Source organism: Acinetobacter higginsii, assembly GCF_000369845.1.
Taxonomy (GTDB): domain Bacteria; phylum Pseudomonadota; class Gammaproteobacteria; order Pseudomonadales; family Moraxellaceae; genus Acinetobacter; species Acinetobacter higginsii.
On the sequence record NZ_KB850214.1, the window covers coordinates 357,963 to 383,840 of the forward strand.

At 41.6% G+C, this 25,878-nt stretch carries 20 protein-coding genes; 13 read left to right on the top strand and 7 right to left on the bottom strand.

The window, feature by feature from the left end; genetic code table 11:
- Positions 1-29: 29 nt before the first annotated feature.
- Positions 30-494: a hypothetical protein gene (locus tag F885_RS10665; protein ID WP_005316193.1), complete on the bottom strand. Its 465-nt coding sequence runs from the start codon at positions 492-494 to the stop codon at positions 30-32.
- Positions 495-681: 187 nt separating this feature from the next.
- On the opposite strand from F885_RS10665, the gene F885_RS10660 reads away from it, so the two are divergent.
- From F885_RS10660 to dapC, 4 genes are all read left to right on the top strand, one after another.
- Positions 682-1,071, top strand: a complete 390-nt coding sequence (locus F885_RS10660; RefSeq protein ID WP_005316197.1) for a tautomerase family protein — start codon at positions 682-684, stop codon at positions 1,069-1,071.
- A 120-nt stretch (positions 1,072-1,191) separates the two neighbouring features.
- On the top strand, positions 1,192-2,409 hold the full coding sequence (gene purT, locus F885_RS10655) for a formate-dependent phosphoribosylglycinamide formyltransferase (RefSeq protein ID WP_171068210.1): 1,218 nt from the start codon (positions 1,192-1,194) through the stop codon (positions 2,407-2,409).
- A gap of 70 nt (positions 2,410-2,479) precedes the next feature.
- Positions 2,480-5,143, top strand: coding sequence for a [protein-PII] uridylyltransferase (gene glnD / locus F885_RS10650; RefSeq protein WP_005316204.1), 2,664 nt, complete (start codon positions 2,480-2,482; stop codon positions 5,141-5,143).
- Between the two features lie 25 nt (positions 5,144-5,168).
- Positions 5,169-6,338 (top strand): succinyldiaminopimelate transaminase, encoded by a 1,170-nt coding sequence (gene dapC, locus F885_RS10645; protein ID WP_005316206.1) that lies wholly within the window; start codon positions 5,169-5,171, stop codon positions 6,336-6,338.
- A 55-nt stretch (positions 6,339-6,393) separates the two neighbouring features.
- Here dapC and F885_RS10640 read toward each other — a convergent pair whose 3' ends face one another.
- Positions 6,394-7,011: a LysE family translocator gene (locus F885_RS10640; RefSeq protein ID WP_005316209.1), complete on the bottom strand. Its 618-nt coding sequence runs from the start codon at positions 7,009-7,011 to the stop codon at positions 6,394-6,396.
- A 148-nt stretch (positions 7,012-7,159) separates the two neighbouring features.
- Here F885_RS10640 and F885_RS10635 point away from each other — a divergent pair, with 148 nt between their 5' ends.
- The 3 genes from F885_RS10635 (at position 7,160) to F885_RS10625 (ending at position 12,139) form a co-directional block, all read left to right on the top strand.
- A complete protein-coding gene (locus tag F885_RS10635) occupies positions 7,160-7,612 on the top strand; it encodes an Lrp/AsnC family transcriptional regulator (RefSeq protein WP_005316213.1) in 453 nt (150 codons plus the stop codon).
- 182 nt (positions 7,613-7,794) lie between these two features.
- On the top strand, positions 7,795-8,985 hold the full coding sequence (locus tag F885_RS10630) for an efflux RND transporter periplasmic adaptor subunit (protein ID WP_005316216.1): 1,191 nt from the start codon (positions 7,795-7,797) through the stop codon (positions 8,983-8,985).
- A 1-nt stretch (position 8,986) separates the two neighbouring features.
- On the top strand, positions 8,987-12,139 hold the full coding sequence (locus tag F885_RS10625; RefSeq protein WP_005316219.1) for an efflux RND transporter permease subunit: 3,153 nt from the start codon (positions 8,987-8,989) through the stop codon (positions 12,137-12,139).
- Between the two features lie 47 nt (positions 12,140-12,186).
- Here F885_RS10625 and F885_RS10620 read toward each other — a convergent pair whose 3' ends face one another.
- From F885_RS10620 to msrB, 4 genes are all read right to left on the bottom strand, one after another.
- A complete protein-coding gene (locus F885_RS10620; protein ID WP_005316222.1) occupies positions 12,187-12,810 on the bottom strand; it encodes a LysE family translocator in 624 nt (207 codons plus the stop codon).
- Positions 12,811-12,882: 72 nt separating this feature from the next.
- The gene (locus F885_RS10615) at positions 12,883-13,731 is read right to left on the bottom strand and encodes an AraC family transcriptional regulator (protein ID WP_212749836.1); all 849 of its coding nucleotides are present in this window, start codon (positions 13,729-13,731) and stop codon (positions 12,883-12,885) included.
- Positions 13,732-13,759: 28 nt separating this feature from the next.
- Positions 13,760-14,248: a glutathione peroxidase gene (locus F885_RS10610; RefSeq protein WP_004653049.1), complete on the bottom strand. Its 489-nt coding sequence runs from the start codon at positions 14,246-14,248 to the stop codon at positions 13,760-13,762.
- The gene (gene msrB / locus F885_RS10605; protein ID WP_004653048.1) at positions 14,245-14,664 is read right to left on the bottom strand and encodes a peptide-methionine (R)-S-oxide reductase MsrB; all 420 of its coding nucleotides are present in this window, start codon (positions 14,662-14,664) and stop codon (positions 14,245-14,247) included. Before msrB ends, F885_RS10610 begins: the two co-directional genes overlap by 4 nt.
- Positions 14,665-14,904: 240 nt before the next feature.
- Here msrB and F885_RS10600 point away from each other — a divergent pair, with 240 nt between their 5' ends.
- Positions 14,905-16,335, top strand: coding sequence for a pyridoxal phosphate-dependent aminotransferase (locus F885_RS10600; RefSeq protein ID WP_005316229.1), 1,431 nt, complete (start codon positions 14,905-14,907; stop codon positions 16,333-16,335).
- A gap of 39 nt (positions 16,336-16,374) precedes the next feature.
- Here the strand turns inward: F885_RS10600 and F885_RS10595 are convergent, their stop codons facing one another.
- A complete protein-coding gene (locus F885_RS10595; protein ID WP_005202958.1) occupies positions 16,375-17,271 on the bottom strand; it encodes a tetratricopeptide repeat protein in 897 nt (298 codons plus the stop codon).
- A 215-nt stretch (positions 17,272-17,486) separates the two neighbouring features.
- Between F885_RS10595 and dnaE the strand changes: the two genes are divergently transcribed.
- The 5 genes from dnaE (at position 17,487) to F885_RS10570 (ending at position 25,866) form a co-directional block, all read left to right on the top strand.
- Positions 17,487-21,050 (top strand): DNA polymerase III subunit alpha, encoded by a 3,564-nt coding sequence (gene dnaE / locus F885_RS10590; RefSeq protein ID WP_005316232.1) that lies wholly within the window; start codon positions 17,487-17,489, stop codon positions 21,048-21,050.
- A gap of 13 nt (positions 21,051-21,063) precedes the next feature.
- Positions 21,064-21,903, top strand: coding sequence for an RNA methyltransferase (locus F885_RS10585; RefSeq protein ID WP_004807869.1), 840 nt, complete (start codon positions 21,064-21,066; stop codon positions 21,901-21,903).
- Positions 21,896-22,708 carry a serine O-acetyltransferase gene (gene cysE / locus F885_RS10580; protein WP_005316235.1) on the top strand — a complete coding sequence of 271 codons (813 nt, stop codon included), beginning with the start codon at positions 21,896-21,898 and terminating at the stop codon, positions 22,706-22,708. Before F885_RS10585 ends, cysE begins: the two co-directional genes overlap by 8 nt.
- Before the next feature lie 113 nt (positions 22,709-22,821).
- Complete coding sequence (locus tag F885_RS10575; RefSeq protein ID WP_005316242.1) at positions 22,822-23,721, top strand: ABUW_2363 family tetratricopeptide repeat lipoprotein; 900 nt, start codon at positions 22,822-22,824, stop codon at positions 23,719-23,721.
- A gap of 126 nt (positions 23,722-23,847) precedes the next feature.
- Positions 23,848-25,866 carry an esterase/lipase family protein gene (locus F885_RS10570; protein ID WP_005202951.1) on the top strand — a complete coding sequence of 673 codons (2,019 nt, stop codon included), beginning with the start codon at positions 23,848-23,850 and terminating at the stop codon, positions 25,864-25,866.
- Positions 25,867-25,878 lie beyond the last annotated feature (12 nt).

The window sequence follows — 25,878 nt, forward strand, 5'->3', positions numbered from 1 at the left end:
AAACATCTCGCTTTTTTATTTGTATATGCTTACTTAGGTGAAGTATTGCCTAGCGCGGGATTATCAATTGCATCCTTACACTGTGCTTTATCACGCTCGTAATCAGTCTGCTTCTGAGTCGATGCATTGGCATTATCTTTTACATCACGTGCCCAAGTATCCAAACTGGTCAATGCTTTACGACACAAGGCATATTTGCCCTCCGTTACGGAATCGGTCATTTTGACATTGATACGCCAATCAGTGCTGAGCTGACGCAATGGTTTTCTGACTTTTTCTTCAATCTCAGTCACTTGTTTATTATAAATAATCGGATCGATGTCATTGATCAACTTCCATGCTGTATTGGCATAGGTGGTGGCATCGTTGTTAAGTTTCGGCGCAGGTTTGATTTCGACCTTTTCTTTTGGCTCATTATTTGAGTTTCCGCAAGCAGCCAATAAAAATGCACTACACAACAGGATTGCGGATACACGAGAGTTTGGATTAGACATAGCAAATCGCCGATGAAACATTTGGACATTATGCTAGTCAATTTGGGAATAATTCTCAATGATTGTTACTTATTTACCCAGCAGAATGCTTTTTATTCTAAGTAATTGATTTTATGTTTTTGTTCAGCATACTGTCAGACTTGTCCATCTATAAAAAACTAAAACTTCGAGAAGGAAGAAATCCACAATGTCACAGATCAAGATTTATGCCTTACAAACCACCATCGAGCAGTTTAGGAATCAACTTTCTCATGCCGTACATCAAGCACTAGTTGAAAGTTTGAACTATCCTATCGAAAAGAAATTTCAGCGTTTTATTGCGCTAGCGAAAGAAGACTTTATCTATCCCAATGATCGGAGCCAGCATTATCTAATTATCGAAATTTCGATGTTTGAAGGCAGAAGCACTGAAGCCAAAAAACGTTTGATTCAAAATATTTTCACTTATATAGAGCAACAATGTGGGATTTCAACACAAGATATTGAAATTACAATTTTTGAAACACCGAAATGCAATTGGGGAATCCGTGGTCAACATGCAGATGAATTACAACTGAATTATCAGGTAGATGTGTAAGCAGCCAAATCGCAGATAAAGTGCAATTTTCTGTCTAACAAAAAGCAGGTTTTTTGTGTCAGATTAGCTTAATTCCACAAAAAGTTCTGCTATGCTTAAACGCAAATTACTCAGGATAGGATTATTCGCATGAGCGTCACTCTTGGAACTCCACTTCAATCTTCTGCATTTAAGGTTTTACTGTTAGGTTCTGGAGAGCTAGGTAAAGAAGTTGTGATTTCTTTACAACGCTTAGGTGTCGAAGTTCATGCTGCAGATCGTTATGATCACGCGCCTGCCATGCAAGTCGCACACTATGCTTATACCCTAAATATGGCCGATCCAACCGAATTAAAACAACTGATTGAAAAGATCAAACCCAATTTAATTGTTCCTGAAATTGAAGCCATTGCCACAGAAGTTTTGGTTGAAATTGAACAAAGCCAAACTGCAACGGTGATTCCATCTGCAAAAGCAGTTAACCTCACCATGAACCGTGAAGGCATTCGTCGTTTAGCTGCTGAAGAACTCGGCCTGCCAACCTCTGCTTATCGCTTTGCCAATACCTTAGAAAGCTTCCGTGCTGCCTGTGATGACATTGGTTATCCAAACTTTGTAAAACCTGTCATGTCTTCTTCAGGTAAAGGTCAATCTCGTGTGAAGAGCTTTGATGAAGTGGATGCTGCTTGGGATTATGCAATGCAAGGCGGCCGCGTCAATCAAGGCACCGTGATTATTGAATCGCAAATTGATTTTGATTTTGAAATTACCTTGCTTACCGTTCGTGCAAAAAATCCAGAAACAGGCGAAATCGAAACCCATTTCTGTGATCCGATTGGTCACCGTCAAGATGCAGGTGACTATGTGGAAAGCTGGCAGCCACAACCAATGACACCTGCTGCACTGGAAGAAGCAAAACGCATTGCCAATAAAGTCACTGTTGCTTTAGGCGGTTGTGGTATCTTCGGTGTAGAGCTGTTTATTAAAGGCGATAAAGTTTGGTTTAGTGAAGTTTCACCTCGCCCTCATGATACAGGTCTAGTCACTTTAGCTTCACAATTCCAAAGTGAATTTGAATTACATGCCCGTGCAATTCTCGGTCTACCTGTCAATACAGCACGTCATAGTGTGGCTGCAAGTGCGGTGATTTATGCAGGTGTTGATGCTAAAAACTTGAGTTTCACTGGCTTGAATCTTGCTTTAGCAAATCCAAACACAGACTTACGTCTATTTGGCAAACCTGAGGGCTTTAAACGTCGCCGTATGGGCGTTGCAACTGCTCGCGCTGAAACGACTGATCTTGCACGTGAATTGGCACAGCAAGCCGCAGACCAAGTGAGTGTACAAACTAACGCTTAAGATGACCTTAGGTTATTATCATCACAATTTCCCCTCTTTTTAGGGGGGCTTTGATAGAAGATCCAGCTTTATGATCAAGACCTCTCCTTTGTTGAACTACGTCACCAGTCTTCATGATATTCAAGCCATTAACCAATGGCGTACGGATGTAGAAAAGCAATTACAGGAGAGCTATGAAAATGGTCAACCTATTCGTGACGTGATTGGAGCGCGTTCAGACTCTATTGATGAGGCCCTGATCTTTCTTTGGAATCATGCAGGCTTAGATCAAACTGAATTGGGCTTATTTGCAGTAGGCGGTTATGGTCGCCATGAAATGCTACCCTATTCAGATACCGATATCATGATTTTGTCTGAGGATGAAATCAGTGAAGAACAAGAAAAACTGATCTCGACCTTTATTTCTTCTTTATGGGATGTCGGTAATTTCAAACCGGGGATCAGCGTTCGTACCATTCAAAACTGTGTTGAACAAGCCATTAATGATTTAACTGTTGCGACTACATTGATTGAAGCTCGTCTCATAACTGGTAATCAGCAACTGGCAAAATGGCCACGCCGTATCGTTGCGCAAACATGGACAGATCAAACTTTCTATGATGCCAAAATGGTCGAACAAGCCAAACGTTATGCGCAACACAACAATACCGAAAGTAATTTAGAACCTGATATTAAAAATGCCCCAGGGGGTATTCGGGATATCAATCAGATTGGCTGGATTGCCAAACGTCACTTCCGCGTCAATCGTATTTATGATCTTGTGCATTTGGGTTTTATCACTGAATTTGAACTAGGTGTATTGGAAGAGGCCGAAAGCTTTTTATGGGAAATTCGAACCCACTTACACCGTTTAGCCAAACGCGATGAAAACCGTTTATTGTTTGAATATCAACGTGATATCGCGGCAAAATTTGGTTATGTGCGTGAAGAAGGTCAGCCTGTTAACTTTGCTGTTGAACAGTTTATGAAGCGCTACTATCGTACCGCGCAGCAAGTTTCAACGCTCAATGAAATGCTACTCGCCTATTTTAATGAATCGGTGATTACCCCACGCCTACCTGATTATGAACGCCACATTATTGATATTAATGAACGTTTTAAAATTGTCGATGGGAAATTGGCTGTTCAACATCACAAAGTATTTTCTGAAGAACCAATTGCCATCTTAGAGCTATTCTACTTATTGGCAAATCGACCTGAAATTACCGGTATTCGTGCCCGCACCTTACGCCTACTGGTGCTTGCTGCAAAACGGATTGATCAACGCTTCCGCGACAATCCAGAACATCAAGCCTTGTTTATGTCGATTATTCGCTCACCGCATTTATATGACACCATGGTAGCGATGAAGCGTTACGGTGTATTGGGCAATTACATTCCTGCTTTTGGACAGATTACAGGCTTAATGCAGTACGATCTGTTCCATATTTATACGGTCGATGCACACACCCTGTTATTACTCCGCAATTTAAGTCGCTTTAAAGAACCTGAATTTGCCAAAGAATTCCCAGTGGTCAGCTCTGTGTTCCAGCGTATTGCCCGCCATGACATCGTGTATATGGCTGCAATTTTCCATGATATTGCCAAAGGTCGTGGTGGTGATCATAGTGAACTTGGTGCACTGGATGCGATTGAATTCTGCCGTACCCATGGCTTTACCGAGCGTGAATGCAAACTGGTTGCATGGCTGATTAACAATCACTTGTTAATGTCCCTCACTGCACAGAAAAAAGATATTTCAGACCCTGACGAAGTCAAAGACTTTGCTGAAAAAGTCGGTGATATGGAGCATCTCGATTATCTTTATACCCTGACAGTTGCCGACATTAACGCAACCAATCCGAAACTGTGGAATACATGGCGTGCGTCCTTGATGCGTCAGCTCTATACCTACGCACGTGATGTGATTCGTTCAGGCTTAGGTCGTCCAGTTGACTATCAAATGCTGATTGAAGATACCAAATTTGCTGCCAGTGAACTCCTGGTCAATGACTTCTCTCTCGCTGAAGTTGAGAAAGTCTGGCAAGAGCTGGGCGATGAATACTTTGTCAAAGAGTCAGCCAATGAAATTGCTTGGCATACCCAAGCCATTCTGCAACACGGCGATAATCCAGAACCTTTGGTTTTATTACGGGCGCATCGTAATGCTGCTGATGATGCGGTTCAGATCTTTATCTATACCCGTGATCAACCGAACTTGTTTGCTACTACCGTTGCGGTACTGGATCGTATGAATCTTGATGTTCAAGATGCACGTATTATCACCGCCTCAACTTCATTCAGCTTAGATACTTATCTGGTCCTTGATCGTTTTGGTACCTTACTGACTGATCCAGATCGCGAACGCAAAGTGAAAGCCGCGCTAGTCGACGCATTGAGCCACTCGGATCAATATCCGGGAATCATGCAACGCCGTATTCCACGTCATTTGCGTCATTTTGATGTGCAAAATACTGTAGATATTGTCTTGAACCCTACGCTGCAGCAGCACATGGTTGAAATCTCAACCCTCGACCATCCAGGTCTGTTGGCGCGTATTGGTGGTTTGTTCATGTTGCAAGGTTTGGATATCCATTCTGCAAGAATTGCCACACTGGGTGAACGTGCCGAAGATATTTTCTTTGTCACCAAGAAAAATGGTGTCTTGCTCACCGATGAAGAAGTGAAAACTTTTGCGGAAAGCTTAAAGTCCGCTTTAGATGAAGCATCGAATCAAATTTGTAATCCATCTTAAATTTTATTGTTTGGTAACTGTTTAAATGAACTCTAGCTTGTCGTTATTGCATCCCTATCCTTTTGAAAAGTTAAATCAACTTTTTAAAGATGTGCAACCTGCCAATTTACCATTGATTCCTTTATCAATTGGTGAGCCTAAACATCCTGCACCAGAGTTCGTTAAACAAGCGATTATTGATAATTTTGCCCATCTATCGACCTACCCGAACAGCAAAGGCCTGCCTGAGTTGCGCCAAAGTATTGCACAATGGCTCAGCAATCGATTCAAGTTGAATCATATTAGTGCAGAAGATCATATCCTGCCTGTTTCTGGTACACGTGAAGGTATTTTCTCTTTTGTACAAGCTTTGATTAAGCGTGAAGATGCACCTTATGTGGTAATGCCAAATCCGTTTTATCAGATTTATGAAGGTGCCGCCCTGCTTGCAGGTGCAAAACCTTATTTTATTAACTGCACTGAAGAAAATGGTTACTTAGGTGACTTTGATGCAGTTCCAGCGGAAGTCTGGGAAAAAACAGCATTACTGTTTGTGTGCACACCAGGTAATCCAACAGGAACGGTTCTATCTAAAGAACAGTTTAAAAAACTGATCACCCTGTCTGATCAATATGGTTTCGTGATTGCATCGGATGAATGTTATTCAGAACTTTGGTTTGATCAAGCGCCAATCGGTCTGTTAGAAGTTTGTGCCGAAATGGGACGTGATGATTATAAAAATTGCATCGTGTTCCATTCATTATCTAAACGTTCAAACTTACCAGGCATGCGTTCTGGTTTTGTTGCGGGTGATGCGGCTTTATTGAAACCTTATTTGCAATACCGTACTTATCACGGCGCTGCGATGCCCGTACAAAATCAATTGGCATCTATTGCAGCGTGGAATGATGAAGCACATGTTGAAGAAAACCGTCAGCAGTATCGTGCTAAGTTTGATTTATTCCAGTCTGAACTCGGTCATTTATTGCCTTTACAAAAACCAGATGCGGGCTTCTACTACTGGTTAAAAGTGGACAACGATGAAACTTTTGCCAAAATGCTGATGGAAAAAGCGCATATTAAGGTTTTACCGGGTCGTTATTTGTCTCGTGACACCGAACAAGGCAATCCAGGCGAAGGTCATGTCAGAATGGCACTTGTTGCAGATTTGGCGCAGTGCGAAGAAGTGGTCAAGCGACTGAAAGCCATTCTATAAATAAAAAAATCCCCGAATATTCGGGGATTTTTTTATTTATGAAAAGACTTAAGTTTTAAATTTGCCCAATAAATAGGATTCCTGCGATGAGCATCATCAATCCACCCGAAATACGACTGACTACTTTTACTGCACGTGGTCTGCTTCTAAGCAATTTCTTGGCTGCTATACCAACCAACATATACACCACAGCACAGCTGATTAAATGAATGAGCCCTAGCAAAATAATTTGTACGGTTGGTGAAAATTCCATTTGTGGATGAGTAAACGGTGGCAATAAGGCAAAAAATAACAACAATACTTTTGGGTTTAAGCCACTAATCCCCACTCCTTTAATCAACCATGAACCTGCTGAATCAAGCGTTTGCGTTATATCGGTCTCAGTTGAAATGGTCGCTGGATGTATAAATAGATTGATGCCCATCCATAACAAATAGCAAGCGCCCATGACCGTCATCACAGTGAGTAAAATCGGATAGTGTTGCACCAAAGCTCCCATACCAGCTGCAACACATAAGATCGCCATGAGGTGCCCAAACACCAAACCAGTGACGGCATTCAGGATAAATTTACCTTTGATGCCCGCAAGAATGACATAAGCCCAGTCCGCACCTGGCGTTAATACGAATAAAATCGAAACGCACCAAAATGCAAAAATCACACTAAGTTCCATAAGCAAAGCCCTTCTCACATCAACAAGGCTATCTTTGATAGCATTTTCACCATTTGGTGAAGATTGTTGAGAAAGGATATGCTTTAATGGTGAAAATGTTATTCCAAATACTTCTATATATTCAAAGCCCGAAGGGAGATTCTTCCAAATGGATCGCATTGATAAGAAAATTATTACTGAGCTACAAGCAAATGGGCGATTATCTATCACAGAACTTGCAGAAAGAATCGGTTTAAGTCTGTCGCCTTGCCATCGTCGTGTTAAAGCATTAGAAGAAAGTGGTGTGATTAAAGGCTACCATGCTGATCTAGAAGCCTCAAAAATTGGCCTTAATTTCTCAGCGATTATCTTTGTCACTTTAAAAGATGGAGATAAAAAAGCACTTTCTAGCTTTGAAGAAAAAGTCATTGAAATTGGCAATGTGATTCAGGCACAACGATTATTTGGAAATCCAGATTATCTACTGCACGTCGTTGCTAAAGACTTGGCCAGTTTCCAAAAACTCTATGATGACAGCCTGTCGGCCTTACCCAATGTACAGCGACTAACCTCAACCATTGTCATGAAAAATGTAGTCTCAAATCGTTTACTGCCTCTTTAAACAATAATTATCATTTTGGGTAAAATCAAAAGTTCGGAATTGAAACAATTCACACTTTTCCTAAGCTTAAAAGTCATAAACCTAAGCGACTTTATTAATTTTTTTATCTGTCTATGGGCTATTGAGCAACTGTTGAAATCTTCGTCTATACTTAGCCATCAAAACTTGATGACTATGGAAAGATGACTTCTCAAACTCCCAAGAAAATAAAGAAAAAGGGTTGGCTCATTTTAGCAATTGCGGTTGTACTTTTAATGATTGCAGTTGTGGTTTGGCAGACTGGAACTGCTAAAAAATCAGTGAATCCTGAAAAGGCTAAAAACGCAGATACCACTGAACAAAAAGCCGCTTTAACTGTAACAATTGTTCAACCCCAACAACAAAATTGGGAACAAACCTTTACTGCTAATGGCAATATTGCGGCATGGCAAGAAGTGGTGATTGGCAGCGAACTCTCAGGTCAGCGTCTTACCCGTGTGAATGTCAATGTCGGCGATGAAGTGCGTCGTGGTCAGGTCTTGGCTGAAATTAATAGCGAAACCATTCGTGCCGATTTGGCAGCAGCCAAAGCCAGTTATGCAGAAGCTCAAGCGGTACTGGCAGATGCGATTACCAACAATAAACGTATCCAGCAACTGAAAAATACAGGCGCAATTTCAGCGCAAGAGTCTACACAGTATCAAACCTCACAAGCGACAGCCCAAGCACGTCTAGATGCAGCCAAAGCACAAATTGAAAGTAATCAATTACGCTTAGCACAGACTCAAGTGGTTTCACCTGACAATGGCGTCATTTCAGCCCGTACAGCAACGGTCGGATCTCTTGCACAAACAGGTCAAGAGCTGTTCCGCCTGATTCGTGATCATCGTTTAGAATGGCGTGCCGAAGTGACCACATCGGATTTATACAAGCTCAAACAAGGCATGACCGCACATATTGTTTCACCTGACCCAGCCCAACCTTCTGTGACAGGTAAAGTTAGAATGATTGCACCTGTGATTGATCCACAAACCCGTTATGGCTTGGTTTATGTGGACATTCCAACAACTCAGGCTGTGCGTATGGGCATGTTTGTTAAAGGTGAATTTGATTTAGGTCAGAAACTCGCATTGACGGTTCCTCAAACTGCCCTACTGTTGCGTGATGGTTTTGCCTATGTCTTTATTGTCAATGACAAGAATCGTGTCACCCAACAGAAAGTCATTGTTGGTCGCCGTTTGGGAGATCGTGTCGAACTCTTGAATTTACCAGCGAATGTAAAAGTGGTTTCTTCAGGTACAGGTTTCTTAGCTGATGGCGATCTGGTCAGTATTGCCAAAGACATTCCAGAGACACCACTTAGCAAACAACTTGTGACCACACAGGAGAAATAATATGAATTTCTCTGCTTGGTCAATCCGAAATCCAATCCCCGGCATTCTGTTATTTATTATGCTTGGTTTGGCAGGATTGCTCTGTTTTAAATGGATGAAGATCCAGCAGTTCCCTGACATTGAACTGCCGATGGTCACTGTTACCGCCGCACTACCCGGGGCTGCACCACCTCAGCTTGAAACCGAAGTCGCACGTAAGATTGAAAACTCGATCGCAACCCTACAAGGTTTAAGGAATCAGTACACCAACATTCAAGATGGTGTTGTCACTGTCACAGCGGAGTTTCAATTAGAAAAACCTCTACAAGAAGCTGTGGATGATGTGCGCAATGCGGTATCTCAAGTTCGTTCTGACTTACCCGCTGATCTACGAGATCCAATTGTCAGTAAGATCAATCTTTCAGGTTCGCCAATCCTGACTTACACCATTCAATCGCCAAAGATGGATGAAGAAGCGCTGTCATGGTTCGTAGACTATGATATCGCCCGCGCGATGTTACAGGTTAAAGGCGTTGGTGCGGTTGCTCGTGTTGGTGGTGTCACGCGTCAAGTTGAAGTCGAGCTCGATCCTGAAAAACTGTTGGCGCTGAATGCAACTGCAACCGACATTACCCGTCAACTACGTTTGATTCAGCAAGATGCTTCTGGCGGTCAAACCAAAATCGGGGGTAGTGAACAATCCATCCGCACCATTGCGACAGTAAAAACAGCTGATGAAATTGGTGCAATGGATATTGCTCTCAGTGATGGTCGACATATTCGTCTGGATCAGGTTGCAACTGTTCGTGATGGTATGGCTGAACGGCGTTCCGCTGCACTGTTAAATGGACAACCTGTGATTGGCTTCGAAATCACACGAAGTAAGGGCGCTAGTGAAGTCGATGTAGAAAAAGGGGTCGTCGTCGCATTAGATAAACTCAAAGCGGCACATCCCGATATTAAAATCAACGAAGCCTTTAACTTTGTAAAGCCAGTCGAAGATAACTATAAAGGCTCGATGTCACTGTTATATGAAGGTGCAATATTAGCGATCTTGGTGGTGTGGTTGTTCTTACGTGACTGGCGTGCCACCATTATTGCTGCAACTGCTCTGCCATTATCGATTTTACCCGCCTTAATTGGTATGTATTTCTTTGGCTTTACCCTCAATACCGTTACGCTTTTAGCCATGTCATTGGTGGTGGGTATTCTGGTCGATGATGCCATTGTTGAGATTGAAAATATCATACGGCATTTACGCATGGGGAAAACGCCCTATGAGGCGGCCATGGAAGCAGCCGATGAAATTGGTCTGGCCGTAATTGCCACCACCTTCACATTGATTGCCGTATTCCTACCCACTGCGTTTATGAGTGGTATCGCAGGTAAGTTTTTCGTTCAGTTTGGTTGGACGGCGGCTCTTTCGATCTTTGCCTCACTGCTTGTTGCGCGTTTACTCACCCCAATGATGTCCGCCTATATTCTGAAACCATGGGTCGGTAAAGTTGAACAACAGGATGAATCAGCAACAGTACAAACAGCTACTGATCAAGGCACAAGCAGTCTAGCCAAAGACCGTGCTAAAGATGGCAAAGTTATGCGTGGCTATATGCGTTTGGTGACATGGTGTCTGAATCATCGCTGGATCACTTTAGCTGGTGCAATTGCCTTTTTTATCTGCTCAGTCATGCTGATTCCATTATTACCTACAGGCTTCGTTCCCCCACCCGATACAGGACAAACCCAAGTTCGTTTGGAGCTCACCCCGGGTTCACAGTTTGGAGATACACTTAAGACTGCCGAATATGCACGTACGCTGATTAAAGATCATCCTGAAATTAAAAGTATCTATACCACGATTGGTGGCGGTGCTGCGGGAACAGATCCTTTTGCAGGTGGTGCATCAAGTGAACCGCGTAAAGCAACACTCACGATTCAAACCACGGAACGTTCAGATCGTAGTGCCAGCCTACAAGACATTGAAGATCAACTGCGCCAACGTCTTGCCCCTCTTCCGGGTGCACGCATTCAAGTTGGCTTAGCGGGTAATAACAGTCAATACCAACTGGCTTTATCAGGTGATGATCCAGAAGCCTTAATGGCAACGGCACGTAGCCTAGAACGCGAATTACGCACCATTCCGAATGTAGGCAGTATCACCTCGAGTGCAGCCTTGATCCGTCCTGAGTTAGTGATTCGCCCTGATTTTGCCAAAGCCGCTGATTTAGGTGTGACCACTTACGATATTGCTGAGACTTTACGAATCGCGACCGCGGGTGATTTTGATCAAAACCTTGCGAAATTGAACTTATCTCAACGCCAAGTGCCTGTTGTAATTAAACTGCCACTGGCTGCCCGTCAAGATCAAGAACTCATGAAACGCTTGATGGTGAAAGGTAGTCGAGGTCCTGTGATGCTCGGTACCATTGCAGACGTCAACATCGAAAGTGGTCCATCACAAATTGACCGTTTCAACCGTTTACGTAACATTAACTTCAATATTGAATTGAATAATCAACCGTTGGGAGATATTGCTGCCAAAGTTGATCAACTACCGACGATGAAGAATTTACCACCTACGGTGAAGCGTACCAATATTGGTGATGCTGAAGTGATGCAGGAATTGTTCTCTAGTTTTGGTTTAGCAATGCTCACAGGTGTACTGTGTATCTACGTTGTGTTGGTGTTGTTATTTAAAGACTTTTTACAGCCAATTACCATTCTGGTGGCCTTACCTTTATCCCTCGGTGGTGCATTCGTGATGCTGCTTTTAGCAAAAAGTAGTTTCTCAATGCCAAGTTTGATTGGTCTGATTATGCTGATGGGGATTGCCAGTAAGAACTCGATTCTACTAGTCGATTACGCGATTATCGCAAGGAATGAAAAGCATTATTCACGATTCAATGCCCTACTCGATGCCTGCCATAAACGGGCACGTCCAATTATCATGACCACGCTAGCAATGGGTGCGGGGATGCTTCCAATTGCACTCGGGATTGGTACCGATCCGAGTTTCCGTGCACCAATGGCAATCTCAGTCATTGGTGGCTTGATTACCAGTACCTTCTTATCGTTATTGGTGATTCCTGTGGTATACACCTTTATCGATGATATTAATCGCAAGATCCATAGCTTTAGGAAGACACCACATCAACCTGTTGAGCCGACTCAATAAGCTTGCATAACTTGAATAAAAAGACGGTCAAATGACCGTCTTTTTATTTAATACATGATCAGTACCAGCATAAACAACAAAAAACTGAATCCAGCTAAATAATATAAATGGTGCAGATGCCGATTTAACCACGACAGATAAATGCTTGAACCGATCAATTGAACAATAGCGAGATTCCAGATCAACACCAACACCACCATCCAAAGACACAGCAATGCATTTTGAACAAAATTATATTGCGGATAAATCAAGATTACCAATACGCTATAGAACATCAAATTTTTCGGGTTCAACACACTGGAAAGTAATCCCGACAGAAACGCCTTCAGGTAAGCATGCTTTTGTGGTTGATCAAGGCATTGATCAGCAAGTTCATTGACCCGCTGTGCTGATTGAGCCAAACGAAAACATTGAATCGCCAAATAGGCAAAATAAACAACACCCAACCACTTCATGAAGATGAATAATTCTGTATTCACCTGACCAATGATAAATAGACTCAAATAGATGCTGATCAAGATGATGGCATTCCCCAGTGCGATGCCTGCACAAGTAAATCTCGCAGCCTTTTTCTGGCTCTGTATCAAGGTCTTTAAAATTAAAAAGAAATCTGCGCCTGGTGTCAGTAATCCAATAAAGTGGGTGATGGCGATGGTTAGAAAAAGCTCCATAGATGCTCTCCAAGTGAATCGGAGTCAGCTTAAAAAGCTATAAGGCTTAATTCTTGTATAAAATTGCGTGGGCTAAGATTTTTTATAATATTGCTTAGGTGTTATGCCTGTATGTTGCTTAAAAACACGATGAAAATGACTTTGATCGCTAAAATCGAGTTCATATGCCAATCTTGCTAAATCACGATCAGGTTCTCTTAAACGCTGCCGAGCTTGGTTAACCTTATAGTTCAACTGATAAGCATGTGGGGTTAATCCAAAGTAATGTTTAAATAATCGTATCAAAGCATAACGACTCATGTTCATCTTTTCGGAAAGCTCTTGCAGAGACAGATTCTCAATATTGTCTTCAAGGCATTCCAATAAGTCTGGAAGATACTGCTGAAAATAATGAGAGGAATGTATCTTTTCCCAATGAAAACTCGGTATTAGAATCTCTGTTAAGGTTTGAATTAAATACTGTTCTTTTTCGAGTACTGAAATCTGCTCGTTAAATAGTAGCTGATTCAAAGCTGTAAATGCGTCGTAAGCTTTTACATCATGAACAATAGTTGGTCTTAACTGAGGGAGATATATTGTTTGTCTATCAATCTCTAAAGCAATATCTTGGTGCAGTTCTTCAATCAAGGAGGTTAACCAAGCAGCATCCAAATGCATCATCTGGTAACTCCATGCCTGATCAGGTAAAGGATTACAAGAATGTTCTACGTGCGCAGGAATAACCACCAAAGTCCCTGCCTGAATGACTTGCTCTTGTGCAAAAGTACTTGAAAAGCGGCTCTGTCCAATATCAACAGCACCAATTGAAAAGGTCGGATGGCTGTGGGATTTATAGCAGATTCGACTTTGACATGCCCTACGCGTTTCAACATAAGGCATGTCTGGATCACTCCAGAATTCAACAGTTGAGTCCAAAAGAATTCAAACCTCAACCAAAAACTTTGCTCATTTATTTCTTCGCCAATGCTTTTTCAATATCAGCTTCCAAAGCCTCTGGCTTAGTCGTTGGCGCATAACGCTCTAAAACCTCACCATTACGCCCCACCAAGAACTTAGTAAAGTTCCATTTGATATTTCGGCTCCCCAAAAGACCTTTTGCCTCACGAGTCAAATAACGAAAAATCACATGTGCTTCAGGCCCTTTGACATCAACTTTAGCAAACATAGGAAAACTCACCCCATAATTACGCTGGCAGTATGCGCCAATTTCCTTATTTGTCCCTGGATCCTGTCCTCCAAATTGATTACACGGAAATCCTAAAACCTCTAAGCCTTGAGCATTATATTTTTCATAAAGTTTCTCAAGTCCCGCAAACTGCGGAGTAAAACCACACTTGCTTGCAGTATTTACAATCAGCATGACCTTGCCTTTATAATCAGCGAGCGCTTTTGTTTCTCCCTCTAACAATTCAGCTTCAAACTGATAAATGTTACTCATGGATACGTTTCCTCGTCGTTCTTTTCTTCTGTTTTAAGTTGTAATGATGCCGAATTCACACAATAACGCAGTCCTGTCGGCTGTGGACCATCCTCAAACACATGGCCCAAATGTGCATCGCAATCATGGCAGACAATTTCTGTTCTGACCATACCGTGTGATAAATCTTCATGTTCTTCGATTGCAACACTGTCAATAGGTCTAAAAAAGCTCGGCCAACCACAACCACTATCGTATTTTGTTTCTGAAGAAAACAATTCCGCACCGCAACAACGGCAAACATATGTGCCATGTTGTTTATTGTTCCAATATTGTCCAGTAAATGCGGGTTCTGTGCCCTTTTGACGAGTTATGCGGTATTCTTCAGGTGATAATTCTCTTTGCCATTCCCGGTCTGTTTTATTCACTTTTCCCATAACCTGCACCTTTTATTCTGATGTTAGAACTATCTTAATGATCAGGTTTTATATTTACGCCATTCAAAAAAAAAACTCTAGTCTCAGATCGTATAATTTGGTGAAATTTAAGCAATAAAATCACAAAAAGCAAAAAGAAAGCAAATTAAATCCACATAGTAAGCAATTTTTAACAATATTGTCTTTTGCGTAAGCAAATATGGTGTTATTCTAATTTCGCACGGTTGTATAGGACAAACAATGTCTCAGAAAAAAAGTGTGGTTTTCCAAAACTTATTACCAACCATCAGACAATATCAACAATCAGGTTTCACCCATGAAAAAATTGTTGAATTGCTGAGAGATCAACACGATCTAAATTTGGTAAGTGTTGAAACCTTTAAAAGTTATTTATACCGATATGCAAAAGTGAATCCAGCTATGTCAAAAAATACTGTTGTTCCCCAGTCTAATCAATCAAGCCGAGAAATTAAAAAATCATCTAAGCTTGAGCATGTTTGTTATGACATTCGTGGACCAGTATTACGCGCCGCCAACGAAATGGAGGAGCAAGGACATAAGATCATCAAACTGAATATCGGTAACCCTGCACCTTTTGGTTTTGAAGCACCACAAGAAATTATTAATGACGTTGCTTTAAACCTTCCAAATGCAATTGGTTATACTGATTCGAAAGGGATTTTCCCTGCTCGTAAAGCCATTTGCCAGTACTACCAGCAAAAAGGCATTTTTGATATGCATGTCAATGATGTGTATGTCGGTAATGGTGTTTCTGAACTGATCGTGATGGCGATGCAAGGCCTACTTGATGACGGCGATGAAATGCTGGTGCCTATGCCTGACTATCCATTATGGACAGCAGCAGTGAATCTTTCGGGTGGTACAGCAATTCACTATAAGTGTGATTCTGAAAACTACTGGTATCCTGACATTGCAGATATGGAAAGCAAAATCACACCGAATACACGCGGCATTGTGATTATCAATCCAAACAATCCGACAGGTTCTGTGTATCCTCGTCATGTATTAGAGCAAATTGTGGCTTTGGCGAAAAAACATGACCTGATTTTATTTGCTGATGAAATTTACGACAAAATCGTTTATGATGGCATTGAGCATGTAGCTGTTGCAGCATTAGCTGGCGATCAACTATGTATCTCTTTTAATGGCTTATCAAAAGCCTACCGTATTGCAGGCTATCGCGCGGGTTGGATGGCGATTACAGGCGATAAAGCGCGTGCAGCAGATTATATTGAAGGCTTGGACATGCTGGCTTCAATGCGCTTATGTGCCAACCACCAAGCGCAATATGCAATTCAAACAGCCTTAGGCGGTTATCAGTCGATTAATGACTTGATTCGACCAGGTGGTCGTTTATACGAACAACGTAATATTGCGTGGGAAATGCTGAATGAGATCCCAGGTGTGAGTTGTGTTAAACCTGATGGCGCAATGTATTGCTTCCCAAAACTCGACCCAACAATTTATCCAATTGAAGATGATGAAAAATTAATGTTGGATTTATTAAGAGCAGAGAAAGTTCTTTTGGTACAAGGCACAGGGTTTAATTGGCAAACACCAGATCACTTCCGTGTAGTGTTCTTACCTGCTGAAAATGAACTACGTGAAGCGATCAATCGCTTGAGTCGCTTCTTAGCCAAGATGCGTTAATAAAAAAAGCCCCCTTTAAATTTTGGGGGCTTTTTTTATTTAAGAATCAGAATCCTGTAACTCATCCCACTGCGCTTCATATTCTTTCGATTTTTTTAGGTTTTTAGTCAAACCATAACCACCTTTTTCATATAATCGAGCCAAATCCAGTAAGGCTTCGTCCTCACCCTGTGCCACTGCGAGCTCATAAAACTCTGCTGCTTTTTTATAATTCTTTGCAACACCTTTGGCCTCTTCATGGATATACGCAATATTAGAAGAACCCAAACCATTTCCTGCACCAGAAGCCAAACTAAATAAACGTAAAGCTTCTTTATAGTCTTGTTTTAATCCAGCCTTGCCTTCTAAATAAAAAATACCTAAGTTATTAATGGCAGAAGACTCTTCTTGTTTCGCAGCTAACTGATAATAATGCAGTGCTTTTTTGAGATCTTGTGGCACACCTCCCTCACCATCATTGTATAAATGACCGAGTTCAGCTTGTGCCATATCCAAACCAGCATCAGCTGACTTGGTCATCCACTCCACTCCTTTTTTGGTATTTACACTCACACCATCATCACCATAGAGATACAAATAACCTAAATAGTATTGTGCATAGAGCTGACCCTTTTGTGCCGCTTGGGTGTACCATTTCAAAGCAGTTGGATTATCTTCTTCTGTACCTTCGCCATAATCATACATATAGCCAACTGAAAAAATCGCATCTGCATTGCCTTTTGCTGCCGCTTTTTTAAACCATTCCAGTGCTTTACCAAAATCTTGATCAATCTCGTTTCCATAATAATAAGCATCACCTAAATTGTTCTGTGCCGTCGCATCCCCCGCTTTCGCTTGTTGTACGAGTTCTTGGCTAAAGGACACATCATCCGCATGACTGAAGGTAAATAAACTACTAGTCAATAATATTGAAAATACGATGTTTTTTAATTTCATTATTTCGCTCACATTGCTACATTTTTATTCGATTACATTCTAGCGGTAAAACACTTTGTGTAAATAGATATTTATATCTACTGAAAAATCAAAAACTAATTTTTAATATTTTATAAAAATAACAAAGCAAACACACGGTTTGCCAAAATATTAAGCATGTCATTTTCGGTTTGCATGCTAAACTATGCGTTGCTTTAAAAAAGGATAGTCCTTCTATGCGGTTTGTTCATCTCGGTATCCACACAGAATTTTCGATCACGGAATCGATTGTTCGCATACCTGATTTGGTCAAGGCTGCCGTAACAAACGAAATGCCCGCACTGGCATTGACTGACTTATCCAATCTACATGCTGCAGTCAAGTTTTATGAATCCTGTTTAAAAAAAGGGATTAAGCCTATTCTAGGCAGTGTCATTCGCTTAAATGATGCTGAACATCGTGCAACCTTATTGGCCATGAGCAGTACAGGTTGGCGCAATCTGACTGAAATCGTGTCGCGAGGTTTTATTGAAGGCCAGCAACTCAGTCTCCCTTGTGTACAAAAAGAATGGGTACTTGAGCAAGCTGAAGATTTGATTGTTTTACTGGGCCAACATAGTGATGTTGGTAAAATGCTCTGCTCTTCCAATCCACAAAAAGCAGAACCTTTATTAGAAGCATGGATTGAAAAGTTTGGAAATCGTGTCTATTTAGCTTTAACACGGACTGAACGTGTTGGGGAAGAGGATTTCATTCAGCAAGCAGTAAAACTTGCCGCTAAATATCAAATTGGTGTAGTCGCGCATAATGATGTGCACTTTGTTAAACAAGACGATTTTGAAGCGCATGAAGCTCGTGTTTGTATCGCCGACGGCTATGTTTTAGGTGATGATAAACGTCCTAAAAACTATAGTACTGAGCAGTATTTCAAAACTGGCGAGCAAATGTCTGAGCTATTCTCAGATATTCCAAGTGCGATTGAAAATACCTACCATATTGCAAGACGTTGTAATGTTGCATTGCAACTCGGCACTTATTTCTTACCTGACTTCCCGATTCCAGATGGCTATACCATCGACACCTATTTTGAACATTTGTCTCGTGAAGGTTTAGAGGAACGTTTAAATCATCTTTATCCAATTGCTGAACGTGATGAAGATTGGGCTGAGATTCGGAAGCCTTATGATGAACGAATCAAATACGAAGTTGATATCATTCTCAAGATGGGATTTCCTGGCTACTTCCTGATCGTCATGGACTTTATTCAATGGGCCAAAAATAATGGCGTACCTGTAGGTCCTGGTCGTGGTTCAGGTGCTGGTTCATTGGTTGCCTATAGTTTAAAAATTACCGACCTTGATCCATTACGATATGATTTGCTGTTTGAACGTTTCTTAAACCCAGAACGTGTTTCGATGCCCGATTTCGACGTCGATTTCTGTATTGCTGGCCGTGACCGTGTGATTGAATATGTGGCCCAAAACTATGGTCGCCAAGCAGTATCACAGATTGCGACCTTCGGTACCATGGCAGCAAAAGGTGCGATTCGAGATGTAGCACGTGTCCTTGGTAAGTCTTATGGTCTTGCTGACCGTATTTCAAAAATGATTCCAACAAAACCGCTGGGTGTCGATTTGGCCACAGCGATTGACATGGAGCCGCAGCTTAAAGATATCGTCACCAATCCATCCAACCCTGACAATGATGATGCTGCTGAAATCTGGGAAATGGCACTCAAACTTGAAGGTATTACCCGTAATACAGGTAAACATGCGGGTGGTGTCGTTATTGCGCCAGGTAAAATTACCGATTACTCCGCGGTACTGTGTGATGCAGATGGTACTAACCGTGTCGCACAATACGACAAAGATGACGTAGAAGCTGCAGGTCTGGTTAAGTTTGACTTCTTGGGCTTACGTAACCTGACCGTGATTGAAGATGCGGTTCAAAATATTAATAAAAGAATCAAGGCTGAAATACCACTTAATATTGCCGATGTCCCACTGGATGACAAAGATGCGTATCTGGTCTTTGCCAATGCAAATACCACAGCGGTATTCCAGTTTGAATCCGTCGGTATGAAAAAAATGCTCAAGGAAGCAAGACCAAGCAAATTTGAAGAAATTATTGCTTTCGTATCCTTATATCGACCAGGTCCTATGGATCTTATTCCTGACTTTATCCACCGTATGCATGGTGGTGAGTTTGAATATCTACATCCTTTATTGGAAGGTGTGTTAGAACCGACCTACGGGATTATGGTTTACCAAGAACAGGTAATGCAGGCTGCACAGTTCTGTGCAGGTTATACCCTTGGCGGTGCGGATTTACTCCGCCGTGCCATGGGTAAAAAGAAACCTGAAGAAATGGTCAAACAACGCCAGATCTTTATTGAAGGCGCGTCGAAAAAAGATATTGATGAAGCAACTGCCAACCATATTTTCGACTATATGGAAAAATTCGCAGGTTATGGTTTTAACAAATCACATGCCGCTGCATATGCCCTAGTTGCCTATCATACGGCTTGGTTAAAAGCACATTACCCTGCTGAGTTTATGGCGGCGGTTTTATCATCGGAAATGCAGAATACGGACAGTATCGTCTTCTTGATTGACGACTGCCGTAATAACAAGTTAGAAGTACTTCCACCTTCTGTGAACATGTCTTTATATCACTTCCATGCTAGCGATGAGCAAACCATTGTGTATGGTTTAGGCGCGATCAAAGGTGTAGGTGAACAGGCGATGCAATCGGTCATCGATTCACGAATTAATGAAGGCCCATATAAGGATCTATTTGATTTCTGTCATCGTATTGATCTGAAAAAAATCAATAAGCGTACCTTAGAAGCTTTGATTCGTGCAGGTGCGCTGGATTGTCTTGGTATTGAACGCTCAAGTTTAATGGCTCAATTACCTGAAGCAGTCCAAGCAGCTGATCAAGCTCGAAGTAATCGTGAAACGGGTATCATGGACTTGTTTGGTGAAGTTGAAGAAGTTCAGCGTAAACCAGCCAAGCCTGTAAAACCATGGGCTGATGAAGTTCGCCTTAAAGGTGAAAAAGACACACTTGGTTTGTATCTCACAGGTCACCCAATTGATGTTTATCGCCCTGAATTAAAATCATTCATTTCTGCCAAACTGAATGAACTCACCCCAACACGTCGTGGCGTAACTACGGTTTTTGCGGGTCTGGTGGTTGATATTGCCAACTTCCCGAACCGTATCATGATCACACTCGATGATGGTACAGCACGTGTTGAAATTAGCTGTAACCATGAGCGTTTTCAACGCTATAAAGATATTGTTCGTTTAGAACAGGTTGTAGTGATTGAGGGTGAAATTTACGAGCGTGAAGGCTTTGATCGCCCGATGGCACGATTAAGTAAAGCTTTTAATTTGAATGAAATTCGCCAAAAACGCGCGCAAAGCATTCAAATTCGCCTCCCTCAAGATTTGATAACCAAATCTTTGGCCAAGGATCTACAAGCGATCCTGTTACCTTATTGTAATATCGATATGTGTCAGCATATTGGTCTGCAAATCCTGCTTGAACAAAGCTTCGCAACTGCTGAATTACATTTAGGTGCACAATGGAAAGTTGTGCCATTAGATGAATTACTTGGAAAGTTACGCGATTATTTTGGCAAAGAAACCATTTTCATCGAATACCAAGTGAAATCGAAGGCTGCAAAAGCAGCTGAGGCACCTAAAGTTGCAACGGTAGCTCCTCCACCAGACAATATGTCAATGGATGAAGCACTGGATCTTTATCAAGCTGAAGTCTCTCAATACTCTTAATTTTGGATAATATATGAACCTGTTTGACTCAAACAACGTGTCCAAACATTTGGATCATGTGCGTATTGTTATGGTCAATACCACCCTACCAGCCAATATTGGTAGTGCATTACGCGCAATGAAAACCATGGGTTTATCAAAACTTGTACTCGTCGCACCAAAGACCTATCCACATCCGGATATTGATGCACTGGCAGCAGGTGCGCAAGATTTAATTGAACAAATTGAAATTGTTGAAACTTTGGAACAAGCCATTCAAGATTGTCATATGGTGTTTGGGACCAGTGCACGTAGTCGCACGATTCCATGGCCATTGCTAGATGTTCGACCTGCTGCAAAAGAAGCATTAGATGCTGCAACCAAACAACAAAATATTGCAATTGTGTTTGGGCGTGAAGATCGTGGACTCACCAATGAAGAATTAGCCCTAGCCAATTATCACTTAACCATTCCAGTAAACCCTGAATATGGCGTGCTCAATGTCGCGCAAGCGATTCAAGTGGTTTGCTATGAGTTAAGAATGGCTGCGCTTGAACAAAATACTCAAGTTCAAGACAAGCCAGATGACCACATGCAACTGAAGCAACAACAAAGCATGGAATGGGATGAACCATTGGTTACACAACAACAAATGGAACAGTTTTATCCTCATTTAGAAAAAATGTTGACTGAAATCGAGTTTTTAGATCCAAATAATCCCCGTTTACTCCCATTACGCTTGCGTCGTCTATTCGGAAGGATACAATTAGATCGTATGGAGTATCATTTATTACGTGGAATCTTTAGCCGCGTACAGGCTTTAGCCCAAGGTTCATGGAAAAAGACCAATACGGAGGATCATAATCATGATTAAACAGCTAAAAGAAGATATCAAAGCTGTATTTGCGCGTGATCCTGCGGCTCGCAATACATTAGAAGTCCTGACCACCTATCCAGGTATCCATGCACTGATTATGCATCGCATGGCACATGAGCTTTGGAAAAAAGAATACAAAGGTACCGCCCGCCTACTTTCTTCTTTTAGCCGCTTTGCCACTGGTATTGAGATTCATCCTGGTGCAAAAATCGGTAAGCGATTTTTTATCGATCACGGCATGGGTGTGGTGATTGGTGAAACAGCTGAGATTGGTGATGATGTAACGCTTTATCATAGCGTCACCTTAGGTGGAACCACATGGAATAAAGGCAAACGTCATCCAACACTTGAAGATGGTGTGGTTGTTGGTGCTGGTGCAAAAATCTTGGGCCCATTTACAGTACATAAAGGTGCCAAAGTCGGCTCAAATGCAGTTGTAACCAAAGAAGTACCTGCTGGTGTAACTGCTGTTGGTAACCCTGCCCGCTATATTTTCAAAGACAAAACTCAAATCGAACAAGACGAAGTTAGTCGTCGCGACTATGCTGAAAGTATTGGTTTCCAACCTTATGCAACGACGCAAGATCAGTCCGACCCAATCTTAGAAGGCATTCGTGTCTTATTGGATCGTATGCAGAAAAATGAAAAACAGATGAATGTACTCTGCAAGCGATTGTCTGAACTTGATCCAAGTTTCAAACCACAAAACTCAAAAACTCAACCATTAAGTAAAGAAGAACTCAAAATTATTGAAGAAGTTAGACGTGAGTGCGAAGCACAGAACAAAACTTCGGCAACCTAGTCAAATATATAAAAAATGTAACAAGCTTCTCATTGCAAGTTGGTTTTGCTTTTCCTAGACTGGTGAAACCAACGATCTACTTCTCATTTAACTAAAATTAATGGATGTAAAGCATGAATTTTAAGCCTTTGGCATTACTTGTACTTTCAACTTCTTTTTTGACGGCCTGTGGCGTTGCCCCTGTTAAAAAAGAGAAGGTTGCTGAACCCTTTGTGTTCAAGGAACCAGACCCAACTCCTCCATTCTATGCTTTAAATCCAACCAAGTATGATGCCCCACCAAGCTTTGAAGTTGCGATCAAAGATGCTGCGGCTCAGCCTGTCACGAAAATGGTCGTGTCATTACAAAATGATCCATCAAAATCAACAACCTTGGATATCAACAAGCTCATTATCCCAACCATTGACAACAAACAACGCAACATGAAATATGCGGTTCTTGCTGGTGAGAATGAAATTGATGTCACTGAAATCGATGACTTTTTACAATTAGTTGAAGGTAAAGCACGTCACTATCCACCTCGTTTCCCAGAACGTCAAGAACGTAAGGGCTATGAAGTCAAGTTAAAAGAAACCACGCAGAAACTAGATGCTTTAGCCGAAAAGCCAAATGCTTCTTTAGATATCTTGACTCGTGCGTTTAAAGCAAGCGTGATGGCACGTAACTTAGACTTAGGTACATCTTATACTTCAAAGTCATTAACTTATGCGCAACGTATTCTCGCGATGAGCCCGAATGACCCTGAAACCAACTTCTGGTTCGGTTTTGGCTTATCAGAAGGTGGTGGTCAACGTGAGGCTATTCCATATTTAGACAAAGCAATGAAAGGTGGCGTCCAAGAAGCTTATCTTTCTGCTGCCAACAACTATTTATGGTTAGAGCAAAAGAAAAATGCGCTTCAAACCTTGAAAAACTATAAAATCAACTATCCTGACGAAGCAGAAGTGACTGATCGTTTGATCAAAGAAGTTGAAGCCGGAAAACGCTGGAATGTGTGGCAAGTTCTGAACTAATTGAGCTTGTAGAATCGCATTACAAAAATAGACTGCTGTGTGCAGTCTATTTTTTTATCTATGATTGAAAAAACATTCGATTTTCGTATTATAGCTACAATCTTCCAGCGAAATTGCTGACATACCATGCTAGCATTTACACCGAATAAGCGTCTATTTTTTATCTCTCTCCTAAGCACCGTCGTGATGAGTGGCTGCCAAGTTGTCAGTATCAAACAACAAGCTCTCAATGTGACGATTGCCAACGAACGTAACAGCATTCTTACGCAAAAAAAACTCAGTGAAGCCAGCCTCAATGTCTTGTCGATGTCGGGCAAAGAAGCCAAAGTGTGTATGCAAACACCAAATGAGTGCATTGCAGATCTACACAAAATTCCGCAAATCCAGGATGAGCAACTTTTATCTACAGCGAGCGAACTCTATCTCTCAAAAGCGCTGAGTCTGTCCGACGCGTCCGAATGTAAAATCAGTAAACTGACAAAACACAAACCTGAGGAAGAACAGAAAGCCATACAAAAGACCTATGAGCAATGCTTAGATCAAGAGCTTGAAGCTTTAGATAAAAGCATCCGTTATAGCTATGCATATTTGTTCAAAACGACACGACAACCGCAAGAACGCATTTTTGATAACCGTCAGGTCCAGATTCGAGACTTTTACAACCAAGCTTTAACCAAATTGGTGAATGTGCATAGTTTAAGAAATCCTTCTAAAACCATTAGCCCTACCATTCAAATTGGCAAAAGCACCTATACGATAGACATTCAATCCTATCAACGCTTACAAAATATGAAGCTGGAGAAATTTATTTCCAGCTATAACATGAACTTTTCGGGCTTACGAGCCATTAACCGCCGTGATGGTTTCGGTTCAGATTTCGTGGCCGTGTTTCCTTCAACGGATGCAGCCCATGGCGAAAATAAATATATTCTTGATCCATTAAGTTATAGCTATCCAAATGGAATTAACCCTAATATTCATAAAGCACGTTATTTAGCCGCAACCATTATTGCGCAACCCAAGAATGCAGCCGCAACCATTAATGATGTTTTAAATAATCCAAACTTTGAAGTAAAGGTTTATGACCCTTATAGCGTAGAGAAAGTCAGTATTGCAGGTAAAGAATATTCGCTTGCAGCCAATTTCTCTGCACCTTATGGACTCTGGTTAGCTGAGAATAATTTAGGTGCAGCGGCTTATTTAACTTTAATTGATCGTGATCAGCATCTGACCATGCCACATCTCTATATGCTGGAACCCTATAATCCAAACAAGAAAGTGATTGTATTGGTGCATGGTCTTGCCAGCAGCCCTGAGGCATGGATTGCGGTCACCAATGATATTATGGGTGATGCGGTACTACGTGAACACTATCAAGTTTGGCAAGTGTTTTATTCAACCAACATGCCGATTCTGGAAAGCCGTTTTCAAATTTATGCCTTATTAAAACAAGCCTTTGGCTCACTCAACAATAAAGATGCTGCAGCACAAGATGCAGTTTTAATTGGGCATAGTATGGGAGGCATTATCAGTCGACTCTTGGTCAGTAATGCTGATATTTCTAAACAGGCACTCACCATGATGAGTAGCCGTCAACAAACGCGTTTACGCAAGCATCCTGTGATTGGTGAACGGCTTAAAATGGAACCGATTACTAATTTTGATCGTGCCATTTTCTTGGCTGCTCCACATAAAGGAACTGACTTTGCTGATCGCTGGTTTACACTAGCAGCACGTAAAATCATCAAACTCCCTGCAACCTTCTTGACCACTTTGGCAGATACACTCACCAGTGATGATATGGATTTAAAAGAATTCGTTAAAACCCTGACCAATGATGTAATTCAAAATGGGCCAAGTGATCTCAGTAAAAAATCCAAATTTATGGAATTAACCGCCTCTATTCCGCCTGAAAATGGACTGGTTTTTCACTCGATTATGGGCAACATTACCAAGAGTGATGATCCAAATGTCATTACAGACGGGATTGTTCCTTATAAGAGTGCACATTTAGATGGTGCTGTTTCCGAGAAGATTTTCACGGGCGGCCATTCAATTCAAGAGACCCCAGAAGCAGTTCTAGAATTACGTCGTATCTTGCGTGAACACCTTGTCGATCACGGTTTATATAAACCGAAGAACTAAACACAATAAAAA

Coding starts and splice junctions, on each gene's coding strand:
- dapC (WP_005316206.1), top strand. CDS start 5,169: ATGAACTCTAGCTTGTCGTTATTGCATCCCTATCCTTTTGAAAAGTTA.
- F885_RS10665 (WP_005316193.1), bottom strand. CDS start 494: ATGTCTAATCCAAACTCTCGTGTATCCGCAATCCTGTTGTGTAGTGCA.
- F885_RS10610 (WP_004653049.1), bottom strand. CDS start 14,248: ATGAGTAACATTTATCAGTTTGAAGCTGAATTGTTAGAGGGAGAAACA.
- F885_RS10570 (WP_005202951.1), top strand. CDS start 23,848: ATGCTAGCATTTACACCGAATAAGCGTCTATTTTTTATCTCTCTCCTA.
- F885_RS10620 (WP_005316222.1), bottom strand. CDS start 12,810: ATGGAGCTTTTTCTAACCATCGCCATCACCCACTTTATTGGATTACTG.
- msrB (WP_004653048.1), bottom strand. CDS start 14,664: ATGGGAAAAGTGAATAAAACAGACCGGGAATGGCAAAGAGAATTATCA.
- F885_RS10660 (WP_005316197.1), top strand. CDS start 682: ATGTCACAGATCAAGATTTATGCCTTACAAACCACCATCGAGCAGTTT.
- F885_RS10640 (WP_005316209.1), bottom strand. CDS start 7,011: ATGGAACTTAGTGTGATTTTTGCATTTTGGTGCGTTTCGATTTTATTC.
- F885_RS10625 (WP_005316219.1), top strand. CDS start 8,987: ATGAATTTCTCTGCTTGGTCAATCCGAAATCCAATCCCCGGCATTCTG.
- cysE (WP_005316235.1), top strand. CDS start 21,896: ATGATTAAACAGCTAAAAGAAGATATCAAAGCTGTATTTGCGCGTGAT.
- dnaE (WP_005316232.1), top strand. CDS start 17,487: ATGCGGTTTGTTCATCTCGGTATCCACACAGAATTTTCGATCACGGAA.
- F885_RS10600 (WP_005316229.1), top strand. CDS start 14,905: ATGTCTCAGAAAAAAAGTGTGGTTTTCCAAAACTTATTACCAACCATC.
- glnD (WP_005316204.1), top strand. CDS start 2,480: ATGATCAAGACCTCTCCTTTGTTGAACTACGTCACCAGTCTTCATGAT.
- F885_RS10575 (WP_005316242.1), top strand. CDS start 22,822: ATGAATTTTAAGCCTTTGGCATTACTTGTACTTTCAACTTCTTTTTTG.
- F885_RS10635 (WP_005316213.1), top strand. CDS start 7,160: ATGGATCGCATTGATAAGAAAATTATTACTGAGCTACAAGCAAATGGG.
- F885_RS10595 (WP_005202958.1), bottom strand. CDS start 17,271: ATGAAATTAAAAAACATCGTATTTTCAATATTATTGACTAGTAGTTTA.
- F885_RS10630 (WP_005316216.1), top strand. CDS start 7,795: ATGACTTCTCAAACTCCCAAGAAAATAAAGAAAAAGGGTTGGCTCATT.
- F885_RS10585 (WP_004807869.1), top strand. CDS start 21,064: ATGAACCTGTTTGACTCAAACAACGTGTCCAAACATTTGGATCATGTG.